At 62.2% G+C, this 26642-nt stretch carries 27 protein-coding genes; 14 read left to right on the top strand and 13 right to left on the bottom strand.

The window, feature by feature from the left end:
- The first annotated feature begins 245 nt into the window (after window positions 1–245).
- From OLZ32_RS15235 to OLZ32_RS15265, 7 genes are all read left to right on the top strand, one after another.
- Window positions 246–440 (top strand): hypothetical protein, encoded by a 195-nt coding sequence (locus OLZ32_RS15235; protein ID WP_003544544.1) that lies wholly within the window; start codon window positions 246–248, stop codon window positions 438–440.
- 232 nt (window positions 441–672) lie between these two features.
- Window positions 673–1668, top strand: coding sequence for a P1 family peptidase (locus tag OLZ32_RS15240; protein WP_264399387.1), 996 nt, complete (start codon window positions 673–675; stop codon window positions 1666–1668).
- 56 nt (window positions 1669–1724) lie between these two features.
- Entirely contained in the window at window positions 1725–2645 is a 921-nt protein-coding gene (locus OLZ32_RS15245; protein WP_003544535.1) for a LysR family transcriptional regulator, read from the top strand.
- A gap of 150 nt (window positions 2646–2795) precedes the next feature.
- Entirely contained in the window at window positions 2796–4325 is a 1530-nt protein-coding gene (locus tag OLZ32_RS15250; protein WP_264421683.1) for an ABC transporter substrate-binding protein, read from the top strand.
- Between the two features lie 276 nt (window positions 4326–4601).
- The gene (locus OLZ32_RS15255) at window positions 4602–5549 is read left to right on the top strand and encodes an ABC transporter permease (protein WP_264421685.1); all 948 of its coding nucleotides are present in this window, start codon (window positions 4602–4604) and stop codon (window positions 5547–5549) included.
- Window positions 5550–5552: 3 nt separating this feature from the next.
- Window positions 5553–6416 carry an ABC transporter permease gene (locus OLZ32_RS15260; RefSeq protein ID WP_264421687.1) on the top strand — a complete coding sequence of 288 codons (864 nt, stop codon included), beginning with the start codon at window positions 5553–5555 and terminating at the stop codon, window positions 6414–6416.
- 36 nt (window positions 6417–6452) lie between these two features.
- Window positions 6453–7844, top strand: coding sequence for an amidase (locus OLZ32_RS15265; protein WP_264421689.1), 1392 nt, complete (start codon window positions 6453–6455; stop codon window positions 7842–7844).
- Here the strand turns inward: OLZ32_RS15265 and OLZ32_RS15270 are convergent, their stop codons facing one another.
- From OLZ32_RS15270 to OLZ32_RS15280, 3 genes are all read right to left on the bottom strand, one after another.
- Window positions 7845–8702: a C40 family peptidase gene (locus OLZ32_RS15270; RefSeq protein ID WP_264421691.1), complete on the bottom strand. Its 858-nt coding sequence runs from the start codon at window positions 8700–8702 to the stop codon at window positions 7845–7847.
- Between the two features lie 11 nt (window positions 8703–8713).
- Window positions 8714–9064, bottom strand: a complete 351-nt coding sequence (locus OLZ32_RS15275; protein ID WP_003544522.1) for a MarR family transcriptional regulator — start codon at window positions 9062–9064, stop codon at window positions 8714–8716.
- A gap of 178 nt (window positions 9065–9242) precedes the next feature.
- Entirely contained in the window at window positions 9243–10634 is a 1392-nt protein-coding gene (locus OLZ32_RS15280; RefSeq protein WP_264421693.1) for a leucyl aminopeptidase family protein, read from the bottom strand.
- Window positions 10635–10778: 144 nt separating this feature from the next.
- Here OLZ32_RS15280 and OLZ32_RS15285 point away from each other — a divergent pair, with 144 nt between their 5' ends.
- Window positions 10779–11612 carry a tetratricopeptide repeat protein gene (locus OLZ32_RS15285; RefSeq protein WP_264421695.1) on the top strand — a complete coding sequence of 278 codons (834 nt, stop codon included), beginning with the start codon at window positions 10779–10781 and terminating at the stop codon, window positions 11610–11612.
- Between the two features lie 115 nt (window positions 11613–11727).
- Here the strand turns inward: OLZ32_RS15285 and OLZ32_RS15290 are convergent, their stop codons facing one another.
- The 10 genes from OLZ32_RS15290 to OLZ32_RS15335 all read right to left on the bottom strand — a co-directional run bounded on the left by OLZ32_RS15290 (window position 11728) and on the right by OLZ32_RS15335 (window position 21390).
- Complete coding sequence (locus tag OLZ32_RS15290) at window positions 11728–12360, bottom strand: LysE family translocator (protein WP_264421697.1); 633 nt, start codon at window positions 12358–12360, stop codon at window positions 11728–11730.
- Window positions 12361–12559: 199 nt separating this feature from the next.
- On the bottom strand, window positions 12560–13546 hold the full coding sequence (locus OLZ32_RS15295; protein WP_168345578.1) for a type II secretion system F family protein: 987 nt from the start codon (window positions 13544–13546) through the stop codon (window positions 12560–12562).
- A gap of 15 nt (window positions 13547–13561) precedes the next feature.
- Window positions 13562–14569, bottom strand: a complete 1008-nt coding sequence (locus tag OLZ32_RS15300) for a type II secretion system F family protein (RefSeq protein ID WP_264421699.1) — start codon at window positions 14567–14569, stop codon at window positions 13562–13564.
- Between the two features lie 5 nt (window positions 14570–14574).
- Window positions 14575–16050 carry a CpaF family protein gene (locus OLZ32_RS15305; RefSeq protein WP_017989964.1) on the bottom strand — a complete coding sequence of 492 codons (1476 nt, stop codon included), beginning with the start codon at window positions 16048–16050 and terminating at the stop codon, window positions 14575–14577.
- 33 nt (window positions 16051–16083) lie between these two features.
- The gene (locus OLZ32_RS15310) at window positions 16084–17361 is read right to left on the bottom strand and encodes an AAA family ATPase (protein WP_264421701.1); all 1278 of its coding nucleotides are present in this window, start codon (window positions 17359–17361) and stop codon (window positions 16084–16086) included.
- A 14-nt stretch (window positions 17362–17375) separates the two neighbouring features.
- On the bottom strand, window positions 17376–18134 hold the full coding sequence (locus OLZ32_RS15315; protein ID WP_264421703.1) for a CpaD family pilus assembly protein: 759 nt from the start codon (window positions 18132–18134) through the stop codon (window positions 17376–17378).
- On the bottom strand, window positions 18131–19630 hold the full coding sequence (locus OLZ32_RS15320) for a type II and III secretion system protein family protein (protein WP_264421705.1): 1500 nt from the start codon (window positions 19628–19630) through the stop codon (window positions 18131–18133). Before OLZ32_RS15320 ends, OLZ32_RS15315 begins: the two co-directional genes overlap by 4 nt.
- Window positions 19631–19641: 11 nt before the next feature.
- Window positions 19642–20457 (bottom strand): Flp pilus assembly protein CpaB, encoded by an 816-nt coding sequence (cpaB, locus tag OLZ32_RS15325; RefSeq protein ID WP_264421707.1) that lies wholly within the window; start codon window positions 20455–20457, stop codon window positions 19642–19644.
- 110 nt (window positions 20458–20567) lie between these two features.
- On the bottom strand, window positions 20568–21080 hold the full coding sequence (locus OLZ32_RS15330; protein WP_264421709.1) for an A24 family peptidase: 513 nt from the start codon (window positions 21078–21080) through the stop codon (window positions 20568–20570).
- Between the two features lie 124 nt (window positions 21081–21204).
- Window positions 21205–21390: a Flp family type IVb pilin gene (locus OLZ32_RS15335; protein WP_018482138.1), complete on the bottom strand. Its 186-nt coding sequence runs from the start codon at window positions 21388–21390 to the stop codon at window positions 21205–21207.
- A gap of 380 nt (window positions 21391–21770) precedes the next feature.
- Between OLZ32_RS15335 and OLZ32_RS15340 the strand changes: the two genes are divergently transcribed.
- The 6 genes from OLZ32_RS15340 to upp all read left to right on the top strand — a co-directional run bounded on the left by OLZ32_RS15340 (window position 21771) and on the right by upp (window position 26642).
- Complete coding sequence (locus OLZ32_RS15340; protein WP_003544493.1) at window positions 21771–22181, top strand: pilus assembly protein N-terminal domain-containing protein; 411 nt, start codon at window positions 21771–21773, stop codon at window positions 22179–22181.
- A gap of 114 nt (window positions 22182–22295) precedes the next feature.
- Entirely contained in the window at window positions 22296–22931 is a 636-nt protein-coding gene (locus OLZ32_RS15345; RefSeq protein WP_264421713.1) for a TadE/TadG family type IV pilus assembly protein, read from the top strand.
- Complete coding sequence (locus tag OLZ32_RS15350; protein ID WP_003544488.1) at window positions 22931–23512, top strand: TadE/TadG family type IV pilus assembly protein; 582 nt, start codon at window positions 22931–22933, stop codon at window positions 23510–23512. Before OLZ32_RS15345 ends, OLZ32_RS15350 begins: the two co-directional genes overlap by 1 nt.
- A 211-nt stretch (window positions 23513–23723) precedes the next feature.
- The gene (locus OLZ32_RS15355) at window positions 23724–24944 is read left to right on the top strand and encodes a phosphopentomutase (protein WP_003544482.1); all 1221 of its coding nucleotides are present in this window, start codon (window positions 23724–23726) and stop codon (window positions 24942–24944) included.
- Complete coding sequence (locus OLZ32_RS15360) at window positions 24941–25909, top strand: adenosine deaminase (protein WP_003544479.1); 969 nt, start codon at window positions 24941–24943, stop codon at window positions 25907–25909. The genes OLZ32_RS15355 and OLZ32_RS15360 overlap by 4 nt, the downstream gene beginning before the upstream one ends.
- 103 nt (window positions 25910–26012) lie before the next feature.
- Window positions 26013–26642 (top strand): uracil phosphoribosyltransferase, encoded by a 630-nt coding sequence (upp, locus tag OLZ32_RS15365; protein WP_003544477.1) that lies wholly within the window; start codon window positions 26013–26015, stop codon window positions 26640–26642.

Here is a 26642-nt window from a genome sequence, read left to right on the forward strand (position 1 = left end):
TCGAAGACAGCCTTCACCGGCCCCGGGCTCTACCGGGACCACTCAAGTGCAACGCCAACACAAGGAACGAGCATGATAGACATCGATATTCTCGCCGATCTCCTTGGGCGATCTGTGCTTGGCAATGACCGTCCGGGCGCCCTCTCCCGCCCGAACTGTCGAATGTGACGTTCGTCCTCCTTTCAACGGTACCAGACAAGTCAATTCGCCATGGCTGCGCATGTCGCGCAGCAGGAGTTCTATCTATGAAGAAGCAAGTTATCGAATATGCAGGCGTTCCCGTCGGGATCGTCATTCCCGATGAAGACCGGCTGAAATTCATCGCCGTGAAATTTCATGTCCACGACCTCGACGAGCAGCGTTTCGGCTCGCCGGACGAGGTGCGGCTGGCCATCCATGACCTGATGACCCGCCGTCATCCGAAGCCGCTTCATGCCTGAGGGCATGAGGCCGCGATTAGCATTCACGGCTTTTCCCGATGTCCGACCGGTCCCGCCAAATGGGGCCGGTCTTGTTTTTTGAGGACATTACAGCGCCGCGCGTCTTTATCAGACGCGCAAAGGACGCTGTAACACTTTGAATTGCTGCATAATTTTATCCTTGAATCGATTCCGATTTAAGGAATTATGCAGTACAGTCCTACCGGCCGCCTTTCCGCATAAGGATCCGCCCTTGCCCGAACTTCTCAACCTCATCACCGATATCGAAGGCGTTTCCGTCGGCCATGCGACCGACCTTGTGCTCGGTTCCGGCGTCACGGTCATCGTCTTCGACGAACCGGCCGTCGCATCCGGCACGGTGCTCGGCGGTGCGCCCGGCGGGCGCGACACCGGCCTGCTCGATCCGTCGATGACCGTCAATGCCGTGGATGCCTTCGTGCTCTCCGGCGGCTCGGCCTTCGGGCTGGATGCCGCCGGCGGCGTGCAGGCGGGCCTGCGCGAACTCGGCCGCGGCTTTGCCGTCGGGTCGGTGCGCATTCCGATTGTGCCGCAGGCAATCCTGATGGACCTGCTGAACGGCGGCGACAAGGATTGGGGCCTTCACTCGCCCTATCGCGACATGGGTTACACGGCACTGCAGGCCGCGGCCAAGGGCACATTCGCGCTCGGCACGACAGGTGCCGGGACGGGAGCGACGACGGCCACCGTCAAGGGCGGGCTCGGCTCGGCCAGTGCCGTCAGCAGCGCCGGGCATCGTGTCGCGGCGATCGTCGCTGTCAATGCGCTCGGTTCGGCAACGATCGGCGACGGGCCGCATTTCTGGGCAGCACCCTTTGAAAAAGTCGCGGAATTCGGCGGGCTCGGCATGCCTGCGATGGCCGACCATAGGATGCGGCTCAAGGGCATGAACACGCCGGCAACGACGATCGGCGCAGTGGTGACCGATGCGCAGCTGACGAAGGCCGAGGCGCACCGGCTATCGCTTGCCGGCCATGACGGGTTTGCCAGGGCACTGCTGCCGGCGCACCTGCCGCTCGACGGCGATACCGTCTTTGCCGCTTCGACGGCCAGGCATCAAAGAGACGACATGGCAAGCCTGATGGAGCTTTGCCACCTTGCGACCATCGTCATGGCGCGGGCGATCGCCCGTGGCGTCTACGCGGCGACCGCACTGCCGGTCGAGGGCGCGCAAAAGGCCTGGCGCGACCGCTATGCGAGCAGCAGCTGATTGAATAGGGTCAGACTCTCTACAGATCCAATATGCCGAATGGCGGAGAGACGTGAATGCAGATCCGGGCGCTGATGTATTTCGACGAGCTGGTCAGGACCAATTCGATGCGCCAGGCAGCCGAGAACCTGAATGTCGCGCCGACGGCGATCAGCCGGCAGATCGAGAACCTCGAATACCATTTCGGTGCGCCGCTCGTCGAACGCAGCGCCCGCGGCGTCAAGCTGACGGCCGCCGGCGAGCTGCTTGCCGCCCGCGCCGGCCGAACGCTGCGCGAGCTCGATCATGTGCAGCAGCTGATCGAAGACCTCAAGGGCCTGCAGCGCGGCCGTGTCAGCATCTATGCCAATGGCGCCACCGTCGCCAATCTGCTGGCGCCGGCGCTCGCCGAATTCAGCCTGAAATATCCGAAGCTGCGCTTTACCGTGACGATCACCAGCGCGCGGCAGGCGATCGATGCCGTCAACAGCGCCGAGGCGGATATTGCGGTGACGCTGTTTGCGCCTCCTATGTCCGGCACCAAGGTGCGGCTGCGCTCCGAGATCGGCTATGATCTCATCGCCACGCCGCAACATCCGGCCGCCGCCCATGCCGAGATCCCGCTGAGGACGCTTGCCGACTACGCATTGGCGCTGCCGGATCAATCCTTCGGCTTCCGCCAGGCCTTCGACGCGCTGTTCGAGAAGGAAGGGTTGAGCCTCGATCCCGTCTTCGTCACCAGCTCGCTCGAAATGCTGAAAGAGCTCGTGCTCAGCGGGGCTGCGGTCACGCTGCTGCCGGCGCTGACCGTCCGCCGCGAGATCGAGGCGGGTCAGCTCCTTGCCATTCCACTGGCCGGCAAAACCGGCATCCGCACCCATGTCGATCTCTGCGTCGCGCCGGACCGGCAGCTGTCCTTCGCCGCGACGAAACTGCTCGACTTCATCGAAAGGTTCATGCGCGAGCGCACGAACCGCCGGGCCGAGACGAAAGACTGACGCTTCGAGCTTGCATTGCCCGACGATTTACGGTGTAGCTTTTTTGGCTACACTGAGCACACAAAATCGTCATTGTGTGTGCACCGGCATAGTGTCACTCTCCTCGCAAAAGGTCTTCGTCATCGACGCGCGGCCAGATAAGGGAACATGATGATCAAGCTTTCGTTTGCGCCTTCAGGGCGTTTGGCCCGGCGTCTTTCGCTCGGTGCCGCGCTTTCGGCCGGCCTGGTGATGACGGCGATGACGCCGGCCGAGGCGGCGAAGACCACGCTCAACCTCGGCATGAGCGTCGAGCCGACTGGTCTCGACCCGACGATCGCAGCACCCGTCGCGATCGGCCAGGTGACCTGGCAGAACGTGTTCGAGGGGCTGGTGACGATCGACCAGGCCGGCAAGATCCAGCCGCAGCTAGCAAAAAGCTGGGAGATCTCTCCCGATGGCCTGACCTATACGTTCAAGCTACAGACCGGCGTCAAATTCCATGACGGCGAGGCCTTCGATGCCACTGCCGCCAAGTTTTCGCTCGACCGCGCCCGCGGCGCGGATTCGGTCAATCCGCAGAAGCGCTTCTTCGCCTCGATCGCCTCGATCGATACGCCCGATGCCGAAACGCTGGTGCTGCATCTCTCGGCACCGACCGGCAGCCTGATCTACTGGCTCGGCTGGCCGGCCTCGGTGATGGTCGCACCGAAGACGGCTGCCGACGACAAGACGACGCCAGTGGGCACCGGTCCGTTCAAATTCGCCAGCTGGGCGAAGGGCGACAAGGTCGAACTCGCCAGGAATGCCGATTACTGGAACAAGGGCGCGGCCGCCAAGCTCGACAAGGTGACTTTCCGCTTCATTGCCGATCCGCAGGCGCAGGCGGCTGCGCTGAAATCCGGCGATCTCGATGCCTTTCCAGAATTTGCAGCACCCGAGCTGATGAGTTCTTTCGACGGCGATGCAAGGCTCGTCACCCGGATCGGCAATACCGAACTCAAGGTCGTTGCCGGCATGAACAACGCCAAGAAGCCGTTCGACGACAAACGCGTCCGCCAGGCGCTGATGATGGCGATCGACCGCAAGACGGTAATCGACGGCGCATGGTCCGGGCTGGGAACGCCGATCGGCAGCCACTACACGCCGAATGATCCGGGCTATCAGGACATGACAGGCGTGCTGCCCTATGACGTCGAGAAGGCGAAGGCGTTGCTTGCCGAAGCCGGCTATCCCAACGGCTTCACCTTCACGATCAAATCGCCGCAGATGGCCTATGCGCCGCGCAGCGCCCAGGTGATGCAGGCGATGTTTGCCGAGATCGGCGTGACGATGAATATCGAGCCGACGGAATTTCCGGCAAAATGGGTCCAGGACATCATGAAGGACCGCAACTTCGACATGACGATCGTTGCCCATGCCGAACCGCTCGACATCGACATCTATGCCCGCGATCCCTATTATTTCAACTACAAGAACCCTGCTTTCAACGCGCTGATGAAGAAGGTCCAGGAGACGGCCGATCCCGCCACGCAGAATGCGATCTATGGCGAAGCGCAGAAGATCCTCGCCGAGGACGTGCCGGCGCTCTACCTCTTCGTTATGCCGAAACTCGGCGTCTGGGACAAAAAGCTGAAGGGCCTGTGGGAGAACGAACCGATCCCTTCCAACGTGCTGTCTGGTGTTTCCTGGGACGAGTGAGGGGCGGCAGGCTAGGCGGCGTACGATGAAGGTGATGGCCTTGGTGCCTGAAGCAGGACAGTCGGATTTGGTCGATTCACGCGAACCTCTCGCTCCCTCATTCCTGTGCTCGTCACAGGAATCCAGTGCGCCCAAGTCCTTGGGAGCGAGAGAACGACTTCATCGCATGACAGTCTTTCACGGCGCCGACGCGCCGTGGCTGGATTCCTGTGACGAGCACAGGAATGACGGAGGAGAGGATGTGCCGCGTCCCATTGCGGCCGTGCTCAATCTGATATGATCCCACTCCTCGCCCGCCGCTTCGCCGGTCTCATCGTCACGCTCATCGTCGTCTCGCTGCTGATCTTCGCCGTCATGGACCTTCTGCCCGGCGATCCCGCCTCGATCATGCTCGGCACATCGGCAACACCGGAAACGCTTGCAGCGCTCCGTCACAGTCTCGGCCTCGACCAGCCGCTGTTGCTGCGCTACGGGCAATGGCTGGCCGGCGTGCTCTCCGGCGATCTCGGCAATTCCCTGACCTATGGCGTGCCGGTCGCTGGGTTGATCGTCGAGCGGTTGGCGGTAACGCTGCCGCTGGCGCTGATGGCGATCGTGCTTTCGGTGGCGATTGCCCTGCCGCTCGGCGTGCTGGCCGCCTCGCGCCGCGGCGGTATCTTCGACGTCATCGCGACGCTGTTTTCGCAGATCAGCATCGCCGTGCCCGCCTTCTGGGTGGCGCTGCTGTTGATCATCCTGTTTTCGACGATGCTCGGGCTGATGCCGGCCGGCGGTTTCCCGGGCTGGAGCGCCGGCCTCACGCCGGCATTGCAGGCGCTGGTTATGCCCGCCGTCGCGCTGGCGATGCCGCAGGCGGGCGTGTTGACGCGGGTGGCGCGCTCGGCGGTGCTTGACACGATGCATGAGGATTTTGCCCGCACCGCGGTCGCCAAGGGGCTGTCCCGCAGTGCGGTGCTGTGGCGCCATATCGTGCCGAATGCGCTGATCCCGATCCTGACGATGATCGGGCTGCAATTCACCTTTCTCGTCGCCGGCGCGGTGCTGGTGGAAAACGTCTTCAACCTGCCCGGCCTCGGACGGCTCGCCCTTCAGGCGCTCTCACAGCGCGACATCATCGTCATGCAGGATGTCGTGCTGTTCTTCGCAGGCCTGGTCATCGTGATGAACTTCATCGTCGATCTCTCCTATCTGGCGATCGATCCCAGGATGAGAAAGGCGGCCTGAAACATGGTACCGATCGTATCCACCGCAATCATCAGCCACCGCCGGGTCTTTAGACTTAGCCGGCGAATGAACCTGATTTCGGGGGTCGTCATCATCGGCCTGCTGGTCGCCGTGGCGCTGCTGTCGCTCGTCTGGACGCCGCTGCCGCCAACAAAAATGCAGATCATCCATAAATTGCAGCCGCCGCTTGCCTTCGGCCTGCTCGGCACAGACCAGTTCGGCCGCGATGTGCTTTCGATGCTGATGGCGGGCTGCTGGAATTCGCTGTCGATCGCCATCACAGCGGTTGCGATCGGCGGGACACTCGGCTCGATATCAGGCATTTCGGCAGCGGCGATCCGCGGTCCCTTCGAAGCACTGCTGATGCGCATCTGCGACGTCATCTTCGCGCTGCCGCCGATCCTGTCCGCGATGGTGCTCGGCGCCTTTCTCGGGCCCGGGCGGTTCACCGCGATCACCGCGATCGCCGTCTTCATGATCCCGGTCTTTGCCCGGGTGACGCTTGCGACCTCGCTGCAGGCCTGGAGCCGCGACTATGTGACGGCGGCGCGCGCCATCGGCAATACGCGCCTGACCATTTCGCTGCGCCATGTGCTGCCGAACATCATCAGCCAGATCATCGTGCATGGCGCGATCCAGCTGGGGCTGGCGATCCTCACCGAAGCGGGTCTCAGCTTCCTCGGGCTCGGCATGGCGCCACCGGCACCGACCTGGGGCCGGATGCTTGCCGATGCGCAAACCTATCTGGCGCTCGCTCCCTGGCTGGCGATCCTGCCCGGCCTTGCCATCGCGCTCACCGTCTTCGGCTTCAACATGCTCGGCGACGGTCTGCGCGATCTGCTCGACCCGCGCGAGGCGAGCCGCTGATGTCCTCCCAAGACGAAAAGCCCGAAAGACCATGCCATGACCGAAACCGACCTTACCATCCACGAACTCAGGCAGCGCTTCGCCGATAAGAGCCTCTCCCCTCTCGAATACTGGCTCGCCCTCGAAGACCGTATCGCCGCCTGGGAGCCGTCGATTTCGGCACTCTACCTCTACGATCGGGAATCGGCGCGCGCCCAGGCGAAAGCGTCGACGGAGCGCTGGGCGAAGGCAGAAACGCTAGGCCCACTCGACGGCATCCCGGTGACGCTGAAGGAACTGATCGCCACGAAGGGCCAGCCGGTGCCACTTGGCACGAGGGCGGTGGAACTGAAGCCGGCAGAGGCCGATGCGCCTGCCGCTGCCCGGCTGCGGGAAGACGGCGCGGTGATCTTCGCCAAGACCACCTGCCCCGATTACGGCATGCTTTCCTCCGGCCTTTCGAGCTTTCATCCTCTCAGCCGTAATCCCTGGGACATCACGCAGAATCCCGGCGGATCGAGTGCTGGGGCTTCTGCGGCGGCGGCGGCCGGTTACGGACCGCTGCATATCGGCACCGATATCGGCGGTTCGGTACGCCTTCCCGCCGGCTGGACCGGCATCTTCGGCTTCAAACCGAGCCATGGGCGCATTCCGGCCGATCCCTATTATGTCGGGCGCTGCGTCGGGCCGATGGCGCGCACCGTCGAGGATGCGGCCTTTTCGATGGCGACGCTGTCACGGCCGGACTGGCGCGACGGCACCAGCCTGCCGCCGAACGATTTCAACTGGATGGATCTCGATATCGACCTGTCGGGCATGAAGATCGGGTTGATGCTCGATGCCGGCTGCGGGCTTGCGGTGGAGGACGAGATCATGGCCGCGGTCGAAACGGCGGCGAAACAGTTCGAGGCGGCCGGCGCGACCATTCTATCGGTCCAGCCGGTGCTGACACGCGCAATGCTGGATGGCCTCGACAATTTCTGGCGGTCCCGGTTCTGGGGCGATATCGCCGATCTCGACGACAACAGGCGCGACAGCATCCTGCCCTATATCAGGGATTGGGCGATGGGCGGCGCCAACATCAGCGGTGTCGATGCGGTCAAGGGCTTCAACCAGACGATCGAGATGCGCAAGAGCTGCGGACGACTGTTCACCGAGGTCGACGCCCTGCTTTCGCCGACCAATCCGATCATCTCCTATCCGGCCGAATGGGCATCTCCGACCAACGATCCGGCCCTGCCGTTCGAACATATCGGTTTCACGGTGCCGTGGAACATGTCGGAGCAGCCGGCCGCTTCGATCAATTGCGGTTTCTCCCGATCAGGGATGCCGATCGGCCTGCAGATTGTCGGACCGCGCTTCGACGACATGCGGGTGCTGAGACTGTCGAAAGCCTTCGAGGACTGGACGGGCGGAGTGAGATCCTGGCCGCAGCCTCCGATCGGCTGATCAGCTGATCGGGCGGCGATAGCCGGTTGGTTGCTCGTAGAGCCAGCCGATCCGCTCGACCGCGGCCTCGAAATTCTCGCGCGCCACCGTCATGCTATGACCGTTGGCGTGCAGAATGGTTTCCGGATCTTCGAAGACGGCGACATGACCCTTCCAGAATACCAGGTCGCCACGGCGGATTTCGGATCGGTCGATCGGCTGGCCGAGGCCGGCCGCCTGCATATCGGTATCGCGTGGCGCAGCTCTGCCCGTCATCAGCATCGCCAGCTGGACGAGGCCGGAGCAATCGATGCCGAGGCCGGAACGTCCGCCCCAGAGATAGGGCGTCTCCAGGAAACGGCCGACGATCTCCACGTAATCGGCGCCATCGAGCGCGCCGATCGGTTGGACATGCTTGGCAAAGATCGCCGTTCCGTCCTCGAGCACGACGTAGCGATTGCCCCGCGCTTCCGCCTCGCCGGCGACGTAGACGCGACTTCCCATCGACACGATGGCCTGGTGGGGCTTGCGCAGTTCCGGTTCGGGATAGACGAAGCTGCGTTGCACGGTGACGATATGGGTCGGCACCGGCCGGCCTTCCAAGAGCGCGTCCGCCGCGACATAACCGACATAACCGTCCGCGGCGGCTTTCACCCAGCACCAGCCGTCGGCGCGATCGAAAACCGTCACATCCTCGCCGAGAAGCAGTTCCGTATCGATGCCGCGGGCAAGGTCCGGTTCAGGGCGCACGGCCAGGACAGGAACGGCGACACGCGCGGGCGCGCCTTTCACAAAGCGCGACGCCTCGACCTTGCCTTCGAGGCCGGCTTCCGCGAGATCAGACCTGTAGGCATGCAGGCGGCGGTCGAGCATCGTCATTCGCATTCCCTTCAGATCGGCAACCGGCGGGCCTGATCTCGGATGAGATCGCCGAGCTTTTCCAGATAGAGCGCACCGCCGACGGTGCGCTTGATGATCACGTTGCGCCGGTCGGCATCGTCACGCACACGATCGACCAGGCCCATCTCGCCCATCGTATCCAAGGCGCGGGTGATGACCGGCTTGGTGACGTCAAGCGTGGCGGCAAGCCCGCGCACCGTGTGCGGCGGCGGCACCAGATAAATATGCAGCAGGATCGCCATCTGGCGCAACGTCAAATCGCGGTCGTCGTGGCGGACCTGATCGAGCGCCGCGCCATGCCAGAGCCCCAGCGCTTGCGAGGCGGTCAGTTCGATCGGCACGGCCCCTCCGGAAGATCGTTACGCTAACGTTCCATTTTCCGGCAGTTGCCATGCACATGCAAGGGGCGGCAGAAATTGCCGCCCGGCAAGGTGAATAAAATTTTAACGATCGGCAGCGAGGCGCGGCGCGTGAACAGGGATCATCCGACGCGCCGCAGCGACGCGCTTTAACATGGCATCAGCGCAAGCTCTCGCGAATATGGTGAAAGAGCGCGCGGATTGCCTGAGCTTCGCCACCACCAGGCGAATGCGGCCGTTCGGACGAAGCCCAGCCGTAAATATCGAAATGCACCCAGCTCTTCGCCTTGCTGACGAAACGCTTGAGGAAGAGGGCGGCGGTGATCGCCCCTGCCATGCCGCCGGCCGGCGCGTTGGTAAGGTCGGCGAACTTGGTGCGGATATCCTTTTCGTAGCCGGAATAGAGCGGCAGGCGCCAGATCGGATCGTCGGTTTCCAGGCTCGCTTCGGTGAGGTCATGCGCCAGATTGGCGTCGTCGGTGAAGAAGGGCGGGAGATCCGGGCCAAGCGCAACGCGGGCAGCGCCGGTCAGCGTCGCCATGTCGATCAAGAGTTCGGGCTCTTCCTCATCGGCATAGGCAAGCGCATCGGCAAGGATGAGCCGGCCTTCGGCGTCGGTATTGTCGATCTGGACGGTCAGGCCCTTGCGGCTCCGGTAGATGTCGCCGGGGCGGAAGGCATTGGACGAGATCGCGTTTTCGACGACCGGGACGATAACGCGCAGGTCGACTTTCAGCTTGGCATCCATGATCATCAGGGCAAGGCCCATGACATTCGCCGCGCCGCCCATGTCTTTCTTCATCAGCAGCATGGAGGCGGCAGGCTTGATGTCGAGACCGCCGGTGTCGAAGCAGACGCCCTTGCCGACGAGCGTCACCTTGCGATGGCCCTTCTTGCCCCAGCGCAGATCGAGAAGGCGCGGCGCATCGGCGCTGGCGCGGCCGACGGTATGGACCAGCGGGAAGTTCTGCGTGAGCAGGTCATCACCCGTAATCACCGATATCTCCGCCTTGTAGTGTGCGGCCAGGCCACGGAAAACGGCCTCGAGTTGGTTCGGGCCCATGTCGTTCGTCGGCGTATTGATCAGGTCGCGGGCAAGAAAGACGCCGGCCAGCTGGCGCTTGATATCGGCGGCGTCGGCATCGCGGGGGATCATCAGCGTCGCCGCCGGCGATTTTTCGGATTTGTAACGGTCGAAACGGTAGCTACCGAGCCCAAAGCCGAGGGCCAGGCGATTTGCCGTCAGCGGCGCGGTCTCGATGTGCCAGTCGCCGGCCGGCAGCGCACGGGCGAGCCTGCCGGTGATGTAAGGCTGCTCGGATGGGTTGGTGCCAAGGCCGTAAAGCGCGCCGCCGAGATGGCCTTCGGCCGTCGGGATCAGCAGCAGCGATCCACTTTCGGCCTTGTAGCCTGCCCTGCGCGCCCAATCGAGCGCGATCGGATCGATCGTGCCGGTCTCGATATGGGCAGGCGTGACGGCAAAGATCGGCAGCGTCGAACCGCCCTTCGTGTTGAAAGGGGTCGGTCTCTCGATGAACTGATAGGGGGCCATGATTGTCCTTCGGCGGTCGCAAGGAATCGTTCCTTAACGGTCTGTTAGGGTTAACAGACTATTGCTGGAGCGAAGATTACGCGTCAAACCTTTCCCTGTTCCGCTTCGAGGTCAGGCGCCGATTTCGGAATCCAGGAACGCGCCATGCCTGCCTCGCTCACCACCACATTCACCAATCGTATCCTGCAGGGCGCTGCGGCATCGCTGCTCGTCCTGGCACTTGCCGGTTGCTCCACAACCAAGGACCGGATGACAACAGGCTCGGTCCCGAAACTCACCAAGCCGGTCGAAGAGATGGACGCGACAGAGCTGCGCTCGGCGACGGACCGACTCGGCCAGGCCTATGCAAAGAACCCGCGCGATCCCGTCACCGGCGTCAGCTATGCCAATCTGCTGCGCATGAGCGGCCGCGATGCGCAGGCGCTCGCCGTCATGCAGCAGGTGGCGATCGCCAATCCCGGCGACCGCAACGTGCTGGCCGCCTACGGCAAGGCGCAGGCGGCGGCCGGCCAGTTCCAGCAGGCGCTCGACACGATCGGCCGCGCCCAGACGCCGGACCGTCCGGACTGGAAGCTGATCTCGGCCCAAGGCGCGATCCTCGACCAGATGGGCCGGGCAAGCGATGCCCGGCAGCGCTACCGCGACGCGCTCGACATCCAGCCGAACGAGCCGTCCATCCTTTCCAACCTCGGCATGTCCTACGTGCTGACCGGCGATCTGCGCACGGCCGAAACCTACCTGCGCTCCGCCGCCAGCCAACCGACCGCCGACAGCCGCGTCAGGCAGAACCTTGCTCTCGTCGTCGGTCTGCAGGGGCGTTTCCCGGAAGCCGAGCAGATCGCCCGGCGCGAACTTTCGCCGCAGCAGGCCGATGCCAATGTCGCCTATCTCAGAGGCATGCTCTCGCAGCAGAATTCCTGGCAGAAACTCGCCGCCAAGGACAAGACGCCGCAAGCAGTCGACAGCAGCACCAATTGACCCAATCATGTCGTCGAAAGGGCTTACTGCTTCGGAGAGATCATGATTTAATTTAAAGAGTTAGAGCATGATGTCGTCCGAAAACCGCGCACACTTTTCGGCATCATGCTCTAGTCTAGCGGGCGCTCAGGCCCGAAAGAATGAGACGCAAACCCAGGCCGCCCATGACGGCACCGGCGGCCCGGTCGATCCAGCCCTTGGCGGCAAGATAGAGGCGCCGCGGATGGCGGGCCGAAAAGGCCAAGGCCACGATCGAATACCACCCCGCCTCCACGGCAAAGACGCCGAGCGGCAGCGCGACGATGAGATCGAGCGGCACCGTTCTCGGCAGAAGTGCCGCAAAGAGGCTGGCATAGACGATGATGGTTTTCGGGTTGCTGAGTTGGGTCAGCAGCGCGGTCATGAAGCTCAATCTCAGCGCGCGGTTGCCGTTGACGGCCTCAGAGACTTCGAGCGGCTGACCGGCACTCCTCCAGATATTGACGGCGATATAGACGAGATAGGCACCGCCTGCGACCTTTAGCAGGACGTAGAGCCATTCGAACTGAGACAGCAGCGCCGTCAGCCCGGCAAGCGCCAGCACGGCAAAAACGACACCGCCGACGCCCATGCCGAGCGCGGCCGCAAGGCCGTCCAGCCTCGAACGCGAGATGGCGATCCTGGAGACGACGACGAAGCTCGGGCCGGGGCTCATCGCGCCGACCGCCAGGGCTGCCATGATACTGATGAAAATGCCGGCAGAAGACATCGGAAACCTCTCCTTTGGGATTGAACGCGCGCCAGGGGCACTGCAGTTGCATCCGCGCTTGCCGATGGTCGCCCATCCCGTTTACCAGCTATGTCGGCGGCGGTCACGCGTGTTTGAAGGCCGCGATCGGCCGACGGTCTTTGAGGCAACATCGTCTTCTACAGAAGGCGGCAGCCGCTTTCCGGGACTGACGCAATCGTCAGAACTTGTCTGCCACCTGAATGCCGGCCGGACCGAGAATGACGGCGATCAGCACCGGCAGGAAGAACAGGATCATCGGCACCGTCAGTTTCGGCGGCAGGGCGGCAGCCTTCTTTTCCGCCTCGTTCATGCGCTCGTCGCGTCCTTCCTGGGCGAGAACGCGCAGCGCCTGCGCGACCGGCGTGCCATAGCGATCGGCCTGGATCAATGCCTGCGTCACCGAGCGTACCAATTCGATCTGGGTGCGCGTGGCAAGATTTTCGAGCGCCACGCGGCGGTCCGGCAGGAAGGAAAGTTCGGCCGTGGTCAGCACCATCTCCTCGGCAAGCGCCGGCGACTGCTCGCCGAGTTCTTCCGACACACGGCGCATCGCGGCCTCGATCGAGATACCGGATTCGACGCAGATCAGCATCAGGTCCAGCGCATCCGGCCAGGCGCGTTTGATCGAGTGCTGCCGCTTGCCCATGCGGTTGGAGATATAAATGTTCGGTGCGTAGAAGCCGAGATAACCGACGCCGATGACGGCGAAGAGGCGGATCGGCGTGCCCCTTTCGGCGAGATTGCCGAGACCGAAGACCCAGAAGGCAGCAAGCGCCAGGAAAAGGAAAGGCAGCAGGAAACGCGCCACCAGGAAGGTATTCAGCGCATTCTCCGAACGGAAACCGGCGGCACGTAGCTTGTTGACCGTGTTTTCGTCGACCAGCGCCTTGCGCAGGTTGAAGCGCTCGACGATCTGACGGACCGAGCGGTTGTTCTGGCTCCTGAGCGAGGCCTTGCCGGCGCCGGTTTCCGTGTTCATGCGGGCGCGTTCGCGGGCACGGATCTGCTCACGCTCCGTGGAAACAGCCTTCATGCGCTTGTTCAGATCGCCGCGCTCGAAGAAGGGAACGGCAATAGTGTAAAAAGTGGCGAAGACGGCGATCGCGACGAGAAGGGCGATCAGCATGCTCGGATTGGTCAGCGTTGCGGCAAGGTCCTGCGACATGGTGCTTCCTTCCGGCTAGATGTCAAAATTGACCATATTGCGCATGACGAAGATACCGATCGACATCCAGATCGCCGAGACACCCATGATGAAATGGCCGCGCGGATCGGTGAAAAGGATCATCATGTAGTTCGGCGACGTCATGTAGACGAGGGTCGCGACGATGAAGGGCAGAGCGCCGATGATGACGGCCGATGCCTTGGCTTCCATCGAGAGCGCCTGGACCTTGGCCTTCATCTTCCTGCGCTCGCGCAGCACCTTGGAGAGGTTGCCGATCGCTTCCGACAGATTGCCGCCGGCCTGCGACTGGATGGCGATGACGATGGCGAAGAAATTGACTTCCTGCAGCGGCATGTGGATCGTCATGCGGGCGCAGGCGTCGGGAATGCTAAGGCCCACCTGCTGCGCCTCGATCACCCGCAGAAACTCACTCTTGACCGGCTCGGTACCTTCGGTGGCGATAAGACGGATCGCATCGTTGAGCGGCAGCCCCGATTTGATCGAGCGCGTGATGACATCAAGCGCATTGGGAAGCTCGTTAAGAAACTTGTTCTGCCGGCGCTTGATCAGGAAGCCGAGAACCCAGCGCGGCAGGCCGAGACCGGCGACCACGGCGACACCGACCATGACCATCCACGATACACCAACGACGAAGGCCACAAGCAGCAGCACGGAGGCGAAGATGGCGCTGATGAGATAGAATTTCGCCACCGTGATCGTCAGGCCGGCCTGCACCAGCCGCGATTTCATCGACAGGGTCTTCTTGGTCTTTTCGTGCTGGCGCTTTTCCAGATCCTTCAGATTGTCTTGCACGGATTTACGGCGCTTCGACAGCTCTTGCACCCGGTCACGGGCGGCCTTGACCTTGACCCGGTCGCTTTCGGCCGATTTGACGCGATTGATGCGGCTTGCCGATTTCTTATCGGCCTCGATCTTCGAAAACAACAGGGCATAGGCGACCGCCGCCGCGGAGACGGCGGCGAGGACGACGATTGCCAACACTATCGGATCGAACCCGAACATCGCGCCTATTCCTTCGTTTTCGCTTCCATCGCGTCGAGGGCGGCGGCAAGACGCTTTTCCTCGTTGAAGTAGCGCGCGCGATCCCAGAAATGCGGCTTGCCGACGCCGGTCGACATGTGCCGGCCGACCAGGCGGCCGTTCGCATCCTCGCCTTCGATCTCGTATCGCATCAGGTCCTGGGTGATGATGACGTCGCCTTCCATGCCGATCACCTCGGTGATCTGGGTGATGCGGCGCGAACCGTCGCGAAGGCGCGCCGCCTGAATGACGACGTCGACCGAGCTGGAAATGATCTCGCGCACCGTCTTTGCCGGCAAGGTAAAACCGCCCATGGCGATCATCGATTCGATACGGCTCAGGCATTCGCGCGGCGTATTGGCGTGGATGGTGCCCATCGAGCCGTCGTGACCGGTATTCATCGCCTGCAGCAAATCGAAGACCTCCGGTCCGCGCACTTCGCCGACGATGATGCGCTCGGGACGCATGCGCAGGCAATTCTTGACGAGATCGCGCATGGTGATCTCGCCCTCGCCTTCGATATTCGGTGGGCGCGTTTCGAGACGGACGACATGCGGCTGCTGAAGCTGCAGTTCGGCGGTATCCTCGCAGGTGATGACGCGTTCGTCCCTGTCGATATAGTTAGTGAGGCAGTTCAGAAGCGTGGTTTTGCCCGAGCCGGTGCCGCCTGAAATGACGACATTGCAGCGCACACGCCCGATGATCTGCAGGACGGTTGCGCCTTCCGGCGTGATCGCGCCGAAACGGACGAGCTGATCGAGCGTCAGCTTGTCCTTCTTGAACTTGCGGATGGTGAGCGCCGGCCCATCGATCGACAGCGGCGGGGCGATAACGTTGACGCGCGAACCATCCGGCAGGCGGGCGTCGCAGATCGGGCTCGATTCGTCGACGCGGCGGCCGACCTGGCTGACGATGCGCTGGCAGATCGAGAGAAGCTGTGCATTGTCGCGGAAGCGGATCTCGGATTCGATCGTCTTGCCGCCGACTTCGATGAAAGTCTGGCCGGCACCGTTGACCATGATGTCGGCAATGTCGTCGCGCGCCAGCAACGGCTCCAGCGGACCGTAGCCGAGGACGTCGTTGCAGATATCCTCGAGCAGTTCTTCCTGCTCGGAGATCGACATCGCAAAGTTCTTGATGGTGATGATGTCGTTGACGATGTCGCGGATTTCCTCGCGGGCGCTTTCGCCGTCGAGCTTGGAAAGCTGCGAGAGATCGATCGTGTCGATCAGCGCGGAAAAGACCTGCGCCTTGGTGTCGTAATATTCATCGGTGCGGGCCGGGCGCTTGCGCTGCGGGGTCTGCATCGGCGGCGGCGTCACCTGCTGGCGTGCGGACTCGCGCGAGGGTTCGACCAGAATGGAAGGGGAAGAGGCCGCAGGGGCGGCGGCCGGAGCCGGCGGCGGAGGAGCAATCGCCCCTCCCACCTTTCCGGAACCTTCATTTCCGCGTTTTCCAAACATGCCACTCGATCCAATCTGCTCGTTCTAACTTGTCTACTTGCGCTTCAGGAGGCCCAGCAGGCCGCCCTTCTTCGCCTTCTTGATCGCGACACGGCCGGTGACGATGTGCGATATCTGCGAAAAGGTTTCCGCCGTCGGCGACTTCGGGTCGACTTCCGAGATCATTCGGCCGCTGTTGGCGGCGTTGCCGAAAAGATTGATGTCGAAGGGGATGATCGCGATCGGATCGATCTCCAGCGGCTCACAGAAATCCGACGGCGAAATCTCCGGACGTTTCGGCATGCCGACCTGATTGAGGATGAGATGCGGCGGCCGGTCGTTCGGCCGCATCTTGCGCAGCGCGTCCAGCATGTTCTTGGCGTTGCGCAGATTGGCGAGATCGGGAACCGCTGCAATGACCACCTCGTCGACGCTCGACAGCACCGAGCGCGTCCATTCCGACCATGCATGCGGAACATCGAGCACGGTGACGGGCGCGCTGCGCTGCAGGACGTCGAGCACCGGCTGGAAGGCCTGGCCGTCGAAATCATAGGCGCGGTCGAGAAGCGAGGGGGCTGCAAGCAGGGAGAGATGCTCGGAGCATTTGGTCAGCAGGCGGTCGAGGAAGACCTCGTCGAGACGATCGGGTGCGAAGACCGCTTCGGCGATGCCCTGGGCCGGATCTTGATCGAAGTCGATGTTCGCCGTGCCATAGGGCAGGTCGAGATCGGCGAGGATCGTCTCGGTGGAGAAGAGATTGGAAATGCCAAAGGCGCAATTATGCGCGATGGTCGAAGCGCCGGTGCCGCCCTTCGAGCCGATGAAGGCGATGCTGCGGCCGAGCGGCTCGGCGTCCGGATCGACAAAGATCGACGCCATCGCCGTAAGGATATCGGGCATGACGACGGGCTGGACCATATATTCGGAAATGCCGTTGCGGATGAGCTCGCGGTAAAGCCCGATATCGTTGTAATAGCCGATAATGACGACCTTGGTCGTCGGATCGCAGACGGCGGCGAGCGGCGCAAGCTCGCCGAGCAGGTTCGCTGCATTCGCCTTGGTCTCAAGGATGATGAGGTTCGGCGTCGGGGCGCCGGAAAACATATTGGCGGCAGCGGCGATGCCGCCGCTGGTGATGCGCATGCTAACTTTCGCGACGCGCCGATCATTGGCGCAGCGTTCCATGACATGCTGCAGGGCCTCGCTCTCGCAGAAAGCATGGACGGAGATGCGCGGCAGCGGCCGCATGTTTTCCAGATCCGCCATGCGCACCGCCTCCTCGGCGTTGCGAAGCTCGCTGGGGTTTTTGATTTCGTATTCAATCGCGCTCATCGTGCCATTCCGCCTCAGAAGCTGCTGTCGCTGCCGGCGACATCTTCGATCGTCGATGTCGTCGTCCGGTATTCCTGGATGGCATTGTTGCGCCGCTGAGCATCGATCGGGGTCATGCCGCGGGGCGCCACCAGATCCTCCGGATTGGCGATCTGGGCGGCGAGGTTATTCTGCGAGGCGCAGCCGAAATTATAGTAGTTCTGGTTGGTCAAATCGTTCGAGATGTCCTTCGGCCATTGACCGCATTGTGTGGTGACCGCTGTGGTGCCGGTAAAGCTCAGCCGGATCGGCGCCGCATCGCCGGGACCGGCGGCCGCATAGGAGGTGTTGACGATTTTCGAGCTTGCGATCCCCCTCGATGTCAGCTCGGCACGAACCTGATTGCGAAGCTGATAGGCTGCTGCCGAATTGGGCGAGCCTTGCGGCGACAGCACGTAAACCGGCCCCGAGGCCCGCGAGATGTAGTTTGCGGCGAAGCCGCGGATGAGGTCGCGCTGGGCGATGGTGAGGCGGCGATCGGTGGAGGCGACGGGTATATCCACCGTCTGCTCCGCTTCCGTGACGATGATCGGGTGGCGGGCGCGGTAATCGTCCGGAATGCCGCCGGTCGTCAGCTGGTCATGCGGGCCGGCGCATCCGGAAAGTATCGCCGCCGACATGGCGACCGTGGCGAAAAGCGCCTTCGCGATTCCGAGGCGGGGTGTCGTCGCATTCATATGGGCCATCGCCTGATCTCTGTTTTCTGCCATCGCTGCCGCTCGCGCCCCGCTCATTTGTAGATGAACCCGATCGAGCCGTGGAACTGCGCATCGGCAACGGGCGCCTCGCGGCGGCCATAGACCTTGTTGACACGGTTGAGGAAGAAGGTCGCACCGTCGTTCTCAGGGCTGAAATTATCGTCCGGCCGGTTGAGCTGGTTGCGCGCCACCGGGCGCACCAGATAGGGCGTTGCGATGATGACGAGTTCGGTTTCCTGACGCTCGAACCCCTTCTGGCGGAAGAGCGTCCCAAGCAGCGGGATCTTCGAGACGCCAGGGGTCCCGCCCATCGTCTGGGAAACATTGTCGCGTATAAGGCCGGCGAGCGCGATCGAGCCGCCCGAAGGCAGCTCCACCGAGGTCTCCGCCGAACGGCGCTGATAAGTGGCGTTGCCGCTGCCGGCCACCGGTTCGGAGACATTGGTCTTGATCTGCAGGCTGATGCGTCCCGATGACAGCACGACCGGTTTGAAGGCGAGGTTGATACCGTAGTTGAACGGTACGACGGTGACATTGCCGTCGTTGTCGGTCGTCGAATAAAGCTGCTGGCCGCCCGAGTTGAAGGTCGCGGCCTGGCCCGATATCGCCGTCAGCGTCGGCTCGGCGAGCGTCTTGACGACCTTGGCCTGTTCCAGCGCGTTGAGGTAGGTCGAAATGTCGTATTTGCCGATCGAGCTCTTGAAGAGCGCCGCCAGACCGCCGCCGACGGTCGATGTCGCGCTGTCGGCGCTTGGGCTGCCGAGCTGGGCGACCGTCATACCGGAGGAGCTGGAAACCAGATTGTCGAAGCCGAGCTGCTTCAGCACCTCGCGGCGGACCTCGGCAATCGTCACCTTGAGGGTGACCTGGTCCTCGCCCTCGATCTGCAGGAGGTTGACGACCTGCGATGACTGGCGGTTTTCGGCAAAGAGCGCCACCGAGCTGTCACCGCCGGTCCCGGACGCCGTTTCGGTTCTGGTCGTCGCCTCGCCGCCTTTCAGGAAGACCTGCGCCAGATCGGCCGCCTGTGTGGCATCCTGCGGCGTGCGCACCGTGCCGGTCAGCACGATGTTGTCGGAGACGATTTCGACGTTGATGTTGGAGTCGGGAATGAAGCGGCGAAGATTGACTTCGAGGCCGGAGACGTCGCGCTCGATCTCGATGTCGAGATTGACGATCTCCTGTCCACCGGCGCCGAAGACGAAGATATTCGTCTGGCCGACCTTCTTGCCGAACAGGTAGATGCGCCGCGAGGTGCGGGTCACGGCATCGGCCATGGTTGGATCGGAGACGAGGATATCATGCGCATCCTCCGGCAGATCGACGACGACGGCCTTGTTGAGCCCGAGCTTGAGCCGGCGATGGGCATTGGAGCCGGTCTGCGAGATCCGGACCAGGCTATCGGAATCGGCGCGCGCCTCGCCTGCTCCGAAAAGCGGGGCGAAAGAGGCCGGCACTATACCGGAGACGCCGATTGCCAGCGAAAGGCAGCCCGTCAGGAGAGGTCCGGCGCGCCGCGTTGAATTGCCCATTTGCACGTCCTTTACTCCGCCTTCGGTGCTGCGCTGGCATCCGTGACGATGGCGCCCGACTTGATGACCTGAATGATCGAACTGCCGTTGTCGCCGCTCAGCAGATAGTCGGCGGCACTGGTATCCTGCTCCTGCGCATCGGCGACCGAACGCAGCGCGAGCGACAGCCGGTCCGCCATCTGCTGGGCGACCGCGAGAACCTTCGTTTGATCAGGGGTGAGCTCGAGCGTCGCGGTCGTGCCGACCACCGATTTCGAGCCGTCGTCCTTTTCCTGAATCTGCTGGTCGATGGCGAGGACGCGGACATTGCTCAGCACGGTTTCGGTGATGAGCTTGTCGGCCTCAGCGCCCTTGCGGACCATGATGACGTCGACGCGATCATTCGGCAGGATGAAACCGCCGGCGCCCGTTGCCACCGATATCTCGGTCGCGACGGCGCGCTTGCCGGCCGGCAACAGCGAGGAGAGGATGCGGCTGCTGGAATCGGCGATCTTTTCCGGCCGGATCGGTTCGCCTTCGAAGATCGGCAGACGCACGACGGCGCCCTGCAGATCCTTGATCGCATCCGGCTTGTCGGCTTCGGTGATGAGGCCGGGAACGACACCGCCCTGCGGCCAGGCCATCCAATGCACCGATTGATCGTCCAGCCTTGCGCCGACCGATAGATTGGCGCTCGAGACGAGGATGTTGACGGTCGGTTCCTTCTCGACGACCGAGCGGACCTGGGTAACGACACCGCCACTGCCCGCCATGCGCATTGCCAGGAGGCCGGCAAGGCCGGCTGCCACCACGGCGACAGCTAGGATTATAAGGCGGGCCGGTTTCATCGATCATTCCTCAGGGCACGATATGTTCGCCCTGTAGAATGCTCAGCAATTGGTATAATTATGGTTAATAGAACGCTTACATTTTAAGTTAACGGGCATTTAAAATGCCGTTATTTCAGGCTTTCCAGCGCGGCGAGGAAGAGCGGCGAGGAGGGAAAAGCCATGAAGCCGCCGATCGCGATGGCGATGCCGTAGGGGATCTTCTTGGCGAGCAGCAAAGAGTTCGGAACCGGCAGGCCGATCGCAAGGATGGTATTCGACTGTGCCCTCACCAGCAGGATAATCAGGGTGATGAGGCCGCCGATCATGGCAACATCGGTCATCAGGAAAAGGAGGGATTCGTTCAGGCCGAACCAGAGCGCGGTGGCGGTCAACAGCTTTGCGTCTCCGCCGCCCATCACATTGAAGGCAAAAAGAGCGAAGCATGCGCTGAAGACGATCGCGCCGGCGGCAAGATGCGTTCCGATTGCCTGCAGGCCGAGACCCGAGAACGGCGCCAGTGCGAGGAAAGAGAAAACAAGGATCAGGGAGATGCGGTTCGGGATCGTCATGGTGAACAGATCCGAGAAGGCCGCCATGGCGAGGCAGAGTGGCAGTATTACAAAGACTGCAGCTGCGATCATGCGTATACCCGATCTTAATAGGATGCGAAAAGGCTCACGGCATTCCAGCGCGTGAGCCCGCTCGATAGACTAGCCAAGTCAGATCCGGCCAGAATCAGGGAGGTGCCGCCTCGCGGCACCTCGCTTAGTTGACAGCCGTAGTGGCGTCATCCATCTTGGTGCTCAAACCTTCGAACGTGTTGCCGATCTTCTCGCCGAGGGTCGTTGCACCGGTGATGAGCGCTACGGAAATGAGAGCGGCGATCAGGCCGTATTCGATTGCGGTCGCGCCGGATTCGTCCTTCAGAAAACGGCTAAAAAGCTTGGTCATGGTAACTCCTAACTCCAGTTGATGTTCAGCACGTCCGCCAACTGTTTGCCGTTGATCGGATGACTGCAACCTAGCGAATGGCCGTTTCCATCGGCTTAAGGAAAAGAGTTAACGACACGTGAACGAGACAACAGGACTTTGTAGAGTCAGTATTTTCTTACGCACTTACCTCAATATTTAACAATATTCCTGGAATAACCGCTGCATTCATCCGGAAATAGCACAAATTCCGCTTCCAACCGAGGCGTGCGCCGCCCGAACGCCGTGCCAAATCGGATCATTACGCTTCATCTCGGAACAGAGTGGCAGGCTTAAAGCTTCGTTCACCATTTTTTTCCATTCTATGCGGATATTGCGCTGTGATCGTGAAAGAGGACCCAATGTCATCGAGCGGCAAAACCATTTTCTTTGCCGGCATGATCGCCGTTTTCGGTATTTCGGGAGTGTCCGCGGCCGCAGACGATGACATGCTGCGCGTCTATATGGATCACGCGCGCGTCTTGAAGCTCGACCGCCCCGTCAGCAAGGTGATTGTCGGCAATGCTGCAGTCGCCGATGCGACCGTCGCCGACGCCAAAACCATCGTGCTCACGGGACGCAGCTTCGGCACCACCAATCTGGTGCTTCTCGATGCCGACGGCAATGCGATCCTCGACGAACGCATCCTGGTGTCGATCGACGAGGGCAATACGGTGCGCGTTTACCGGCAGACACAGCGCTCCGTGCTGTCCTGCACGCCGAATTGCGAGCAGCATGCGCAGCAAGCGGCCACTGCGACCGCCTCACCCTGAATATATTTCGGAGCTTCCTCGGCCATTCGTTAAAATCGTCGTGTCAGGTTGAAACGGAAAATCAACGAACGGACCTTAGTCTGACGACTGGAAAATGTCGCTCGGGTCCAGGCAATGACGGTAATTGATCAGAAGACGGATAAGGGGCGCGCTTTTGCGCCGTTCCGTTTCTTACGGTTTCGCGCTCTCGCCCGCTCACGCGAGGGTGCTGCGGCGATCGAATTCGCCCTGCTCGCCATTCCCTATTTCCTGGTGATTTTCGCCATTCTCGAAACTTTCGTCGCCTTCGCCGCCGAGGAACTCGTCTCCAATGCCGTCGATACGATGAGCCGCCGGATGCGAACCGGGCAGATCACCTATAATCTCGGCCGCACGACCGATATGAACCAGGCGCAATTCCGCCAGGCTTTCTGCAATGAGGTCTCGATCCTGATCCGCTGCTCGGCGACCGAAGTCGCCACACCGAACAAGCTCTACCTGGATGTGCAGACGTTCAGCACCTTCTCGGCCATTCCGACGACGATCCCCAAGGTTTCCACCGACAAATATGCCGACATCAACACGGCTGCCTTCAAATATGCGCCGGGCGGCGCCGGCACGATCAACATGCTGCGCGCTTACTATCGCTGGGAAATCACCGCGGACCTGGTCCGGCCTTACATCACCACGATACGTCCCACCGACGCTTCGATGCCGAGGCAATATCTGATCGTCGGGACCGCGGCCTTCCAGAACGAGCAGTATCCATAATGGCGTTGCGCAACCCGTTCACCAGATTGGTCCTAACGATGCGGCGGCTGGCCCGCGACCGCAAGGGCGCCGGAGCGATCGAATTCGCGATCCTCTTTCCCGTGCTCGTCATGCTCTATATCGGCGCTTTCGAGATCACGGTCGGCCTCAGCGTCAGCAAGCGCGTGACACGCGCCGCAGGAACGGTCGCCGACCTCGTCACCCAGCAGCAATCCGTCACGAAGAGCGCGCTCGCGCAGATGCCGTCGGTCGCAACGGCGATCTTCGTGCCCTACAACTCCACGTCGCTGACGCTGAAGATCACCGGAATCACCATCGATGCCGGCGCCAATGCGAAGGTGCTCTGGTCCTGGGCGCAAGACGGGACGGTGCCCTATGCCAAGAACACCACGGTGAGCAACGTGCCGGCAGATATGAAGACGGCGAACAGTTTCCTTGTTCGTACCGAGCTCAGCATCCCCTATACGATGTTCCTGTTCGCCCCGAACTTCATGCCGGACGGCATGCGCACGATCACCATCAGCCGCAGTTATTTCTACCGCCAGCGGCAAGGCGACTCGATCCCCTGCGGCGACTGCTGACGGCCGCCGCCTACTCTTCTCTGCTGCATAACTCCCTCAATCGAAATCGATTAGGGAGTTATGCAGCAATTCAAAGCGTTACAGCGTCCTTTGCGCGTCTGAAAAAGACGCGCGGCGCTGTAATTTGCCAAGCCGGCCGCAGCATTATATGGCTGGATCTCAGCCGCCTCCGATATTGCAGAGGCCGGCGATCGGCTCTCTCGGGTGTAAAATGGCGCGTGCCTTTCTTTTTGTTCTGGATTCCTTCGGCGTCGGCGGAGCGCCGGATGCGGCGGCCTATGGCGACGAGGGCGCCGATACGCTTGGCCATATCGCCGAGTTCTGCGCAGCCGGAGCCGCAGACCGCGCCGGATTGCGCGAAGGGCCGCTTTCCCTGCCCAACATGTCGGAACTCGGGTTGATGCACATCGCGCGGTCCGCCTCCGGCCGGTTTCCGGCCGGTATGCCCGTCCCGGAAAAGGTCTACGGCATTTATGGCGCCGCCACCGAAATTTCCCGCGGCAAGGATACACCGTCGGGCCATTGGGAGATTGCGGGAACACCTGTCAGTTTCGATTGGGGTTATTTCCCGACGGAGGGTGACGCCTTTCCTGAGGAATTCATCGAGGCACTGTGCAGGGAGGCTGACGTGCCCGGCATTCTCGGCAACTGCCATGCCTCGGGAACGGAGATCATTGCCCGGCTCGGCGAGGACCATATCCGCACCGGCAAGCCAATCTGCTACACCTCCTCGGATTCGGTCTTCCAGGTCGCGGCGCACGAGGTGCATTTTGGCCTCGATCGTCTGCTCGCCTTCTGCCGTTTGGCTAGGGGGCTGCTCGATCCCTACAATATCGGCCGTGTCATCGCCCGGCCCTTTATCGGCCAGTCCGCCGCTACTTTCCAGCGCACCGGAAACCGGCGCGACTTCTCCGTGCTGCCGCCGGAGCCGACGCTGCTCGACCGGCTGATCGAGCACGGCCGACACGTGCATGCTGTGGGAAAGATCGGCGACATCTTCGCGCATCAGGGCATTTCCAGGGTCATCAAGGCGAATGGCAACGAGGCGCTGACGGATGCGTCGCTCTCGGCGATCGATGAGGCTGAGGACGGTGATCTCGTTTTCACCAATTTCGTCGATTTCGACATGATCTACGGTCATCGCCGCGACGTGCCGGGTTATGCCGCGGCACTCGAAGCCTTCGATGCGCGGTTGCCCGAAGTCCACAAGAAACTGAAACCCGGCGATCTCGTCGTGCTCACCGCCGACCATGGCTGCGATCCGACCTGGCGCGGCACCGACCATACGCGCGAGCGCGTGCCTGTCATCGCCTATGGCCCCGGCATCCGGTCGCGTTCGATCGGGGTGCGCCGCAGCTATGCCGATATCGGCGAGAGCATCGCGCGGCATCTCGGCATCCCGGCCGGATCGCACGGAAGGAGTTTTCTGTGACATCGCATTTGAAGAAGGTCGAACTGCACTGCCATCTGGAAGGTGCGGCACCGCCAGCGCTGACCGCGGCGCAGGCACGGAAATATGGCGTCGACATCAGCGCCGAGCTTCGCGACGGCGCCTATGTCTGGCATGATTTCGCAAGCTTCCTCGAATGTTACGACAAGGTTTCCGAGGTCTACAGGACCGAGGAGGACTATGCGCTTCTGACCGAAACATATCTCGACGAACTCGCCGGCATCGATACGATCTACAGCGAGCTCATCGTTTCGCCCGACCACGGCAAGCGCATCGGGCTGGGCGCCGATGCTTATATATCCGGTATCTGCGAAGGCATCCGGCGGGCCAAGGAAAAGAGCGGCATCGAGGCCCGGCTGATCGTCACCGGCGAGCGGCATTTCGGTCCGGAGAGCGTGATCGGTGCTGCCGAATATGCGGCAAAGGCCGGTAACCCTCTGATTACCGGGTTCAACCTCGCCGGCGAAGAGCGCATGGGCCGTGTGGCCGACTACGCCCGCGCCTTCGATATCGCCCGAGATGCCGGCCTCGGGCTCACCATCCATGCCGGCGAGGTCTGCGGCGCCTTCAGCGTCGCCGACGCGCTCGATGCGGTGCGCCCCTCGCGCATCGGCCATGGGGTGCGCGCTATCGAGGATCTCGATCTCGTAACGCGGCTTGCCGATCTCGGCACCGTGCTCGAGATCTGCCCGGGCTCCAATATCGCGCTCGGGGTGTTTCCCGATTTCGCCTCCCATCCGCTGCCCCGGCTGAAGGAAGCAGGTGTCAGGGTGACGATCAGCTCGGACGATCCGCCCTTCTTTCATACTTCGCTCAAGCGGGAATACGAACTTGCGGCCGGGACCTTCGGCTTCAGCGACGCCGAGATCGATGCGATGACGCGCACGGCGATCGAAGCCGCCTTCGTCGACGATGAGACACGCAAGGCCCTGCTCGCTCGAATCTGAGGGTTAGAGGCTGGGGATGATCGGCACAAATTGACCGCCACTCTTGCGGTCGGGCCGATTTCCGTGAAAGAAACATTCGATAGAAAGAATGAAAGGCTTCCCCATGGACGGCGTCACGGTCATCGATCATCCGCTTGTGCAGCACAAGCTCACCATCATGCGGCGCAAGGAGACATCGACGGGAAGTTTCCGGCGCTTGCTGCGCGAAATCTCAACGCTGCTCTGCTACGAGGTGACCCGCGATCTCGAACTGACGATGGAAACGATCGAGACGCCGCTGCAAACGATGGAATCGCCGATCCTCGAGGGCAAGAAGCTGGTCTTCGCTTCGATCCTGCGCGCCGGCAACGGGCTGCTCGAAGGCATGCTCGATCTCGTGCCGTCCGCGCGCGTCTCGCATATCGGCGTCTACCGCGACCACGAGACGCTGCAGCCGGTCGAATATTACTTCAAGGCGCCGGAAGACGTGGCCGAGCGGCTGATCATCGTCGTCGACCCGATGCTTGCGACCGGCAATTCCTCGATCGCGGCGATCGACAAGCTCAAGGAACGCGGCGCCCACAATATCCGCTTCCTCTGCCTGCTTGCCGCCCCGGAAGGCATCCGCAACTTCCGCGCCGCGCATCCCGATGTTCCGGTCTTCACCGCATCGATCGACAGTCATCTCAATGAGAAGGGCTACATCATGCCCGGCCTCGGCGATGCTGGCGACCGCATGTACGGCACCAAGTAA

The organism is Rhizobium acaciae (assembly GCF_025941625.1).
GTDB classification, from domain to species: Bacteria; Pseudomonadota; Alphaproteobacteria; order Rhizobiales; family Rhizobiaceae; genus Rhizobium; species Rhizobium acaciae.

Bases quoted from the DNA above. Each gene is read 5' to 3' on its own strand.
- OLZ32_RS15235 (WP_003544544.1), top strand. From the start codon at position 246: ATGAAGAAGCAAGTTATCGAATATGCAGGCGTTCCCGTCGGGATCGTC.
- OLZ32_RS15245 (WP_003544535.1), top strand. From the start codon at position 1,725: ATGCAGATCCGGGCGCTGATGTATTTCGACGAGCTGGTCAGGACCAAT.
- OLZ32_RS15250 (WP_264421683.1), top strand. From the start codon at position 2,796: ATGATCAAGCTTTCGTTTGCGCCTTCAGGGCGTTTGGCCCGGCGTCTT.
- OLZ32_RS15255 (WP_264421685.1), top strand. From the start codon at position 4,602: ATGATCCCACTCCTCGCCCGCCGCTTCGCCGGTCTCATCGTCACGCTC.
- OLZ32_RS15260 (WP_264421687.1), top strand. From the start codon at position 5,553: ATGGTACCGATCGTATCCACCGCAATCATCAGCCACCGCCGGGTCTTT.
- OLZ32_RS15265 (WP_264421689.1), top strand. From the start codon at position 6,453: ATGACCGAAACCGACCTTACCATCCACGAACTCAGGCAGCGCTTCGCC.
- OLZ32_RS15270 (WP_264421691.1), bottom strand. From the start codon at position 8,702: ATGACGATGCTCGACCGCCGCCTGCATGCCTACAGGTCTGATCTCGCG.
- OLZ32_RS15280 (WP_264421693.1), bottom strand. From the start codon at position 10,634: ATGGCCCCCTATCAGTTCATCGAGAGACCGACCCCTTTCAACACGAAG.
- OLZ32_RS15285 (WP_264421695.1), top strand. From the start codon at position 10,779: ATGCCTGCCTCGCTCACCACCACATTCACCAATCGTATCCTGCAGGGC.
- OLZ32_RS15290 (WP_264421697.1), bottom strand. From the start codon at position 12,360: ATGTCTTCTGCCGGCATTTTCATCAGTATCATGGCAGCCCTGGCGGTC.
- OLZ32_RS15295 (WP_168345578.1), bottom strand. From the start codon at position 13,546: ATGTCGCAGGACCTTGCCGCAACGCTGACCAATCCGAGCATGCTGATC.
- OLZ32_RS15300 (WP_264421699.1), bottom strand. From the start codon at position 14,569: ATGTTCGGGTTCGATCCGATAGTGTTGGCAATCGTCGTCCTCGCCGCC.
- OLZ32_RS15305 (WP_017989964.1), bottom strand. From the start codon at position 16,050: ATGTTTGGAAAACGCGGAAATGAAGGTTCCGGAAAGGTGGGAGGGGCG.
- OLZ32_RS15310 (WP_264421701.1), bottom strand. From the start codon at position 17,361: ATGAGCGCGATTGAATACGAAATCAAAAACCCCAGCGAGCTTCGCAAC.
- OLZ32_RS15315 (WP_264421703.1), bottom strand. From the start codon at position 18,134: ATGAGCGGGGCGCGAGCGGCAGCGATGGCAGAAAACAGAGATCAGGCG.
- OLZ32_RS15320 (WP_264421705.1), bottom strand. From the start codon at position 19,630: ATGGGCAATTCAACGCGGCGCGCCGGACCTCTCCTGACGGGCTGCCTT.
- cpaB (WP_264421707.1), bottom strand. From the start codon at position 20,457: ATGAAACCGGCCCGCCTTATAATCCTAGCTGTCGCCGTGGTGGCAGCC.
- OLZ32_RS15330 (WP_264421709.1), bottom strand. From the start codon at position 21,080: ATGATCGCAGCTGCAGTCTTTGTAATACTGCCACTCTGCCTCGCCATG.
- OLZ32_RS15335 (WP_018482138.1), bottom strand. From the start codon at position 21,390: ATGACCAAGCTTTTTAGCCGTTTTCTGAAGGACGAATCCGGCGCGACC.
- OLZ32_RS15340 (WP_003544493.1), top strand. From the start codon at position 21,771: ATGTCATCGAGCGGCAAAACCATTTTCTTTGCCGGCATGATCGCCGTT.
- OLZ32_RS15345 (WP_264421713.1), top strand. From the start codon at position 22,296: ATGACGGTAATTGATCAGAAGACGGATAAGGGGCGCGCTTTTGCGCCG.
- OLZ32_RS15350 (WP_003544488.1), top strand. From the start codon at position 22,931: ATGGCGTTGCGCAACCCGTTCACCAGATTGGTCCTAACGATGCGGCGG.
- OLZ32_RS15355 (WP_003544482.1), top strand. From the start codon at position 23,724: ATGGCGCGTGCCTTTCTTTTTGTTCTGGATTCCTTCGGCGTCGGCGGA.
- upp (WP_003544477.1), top strand. From the start codon at position 26,013: ATGGACGGCGTCACGGTCATCGATCATCCGCTTGTGCAGCACAAGCTC.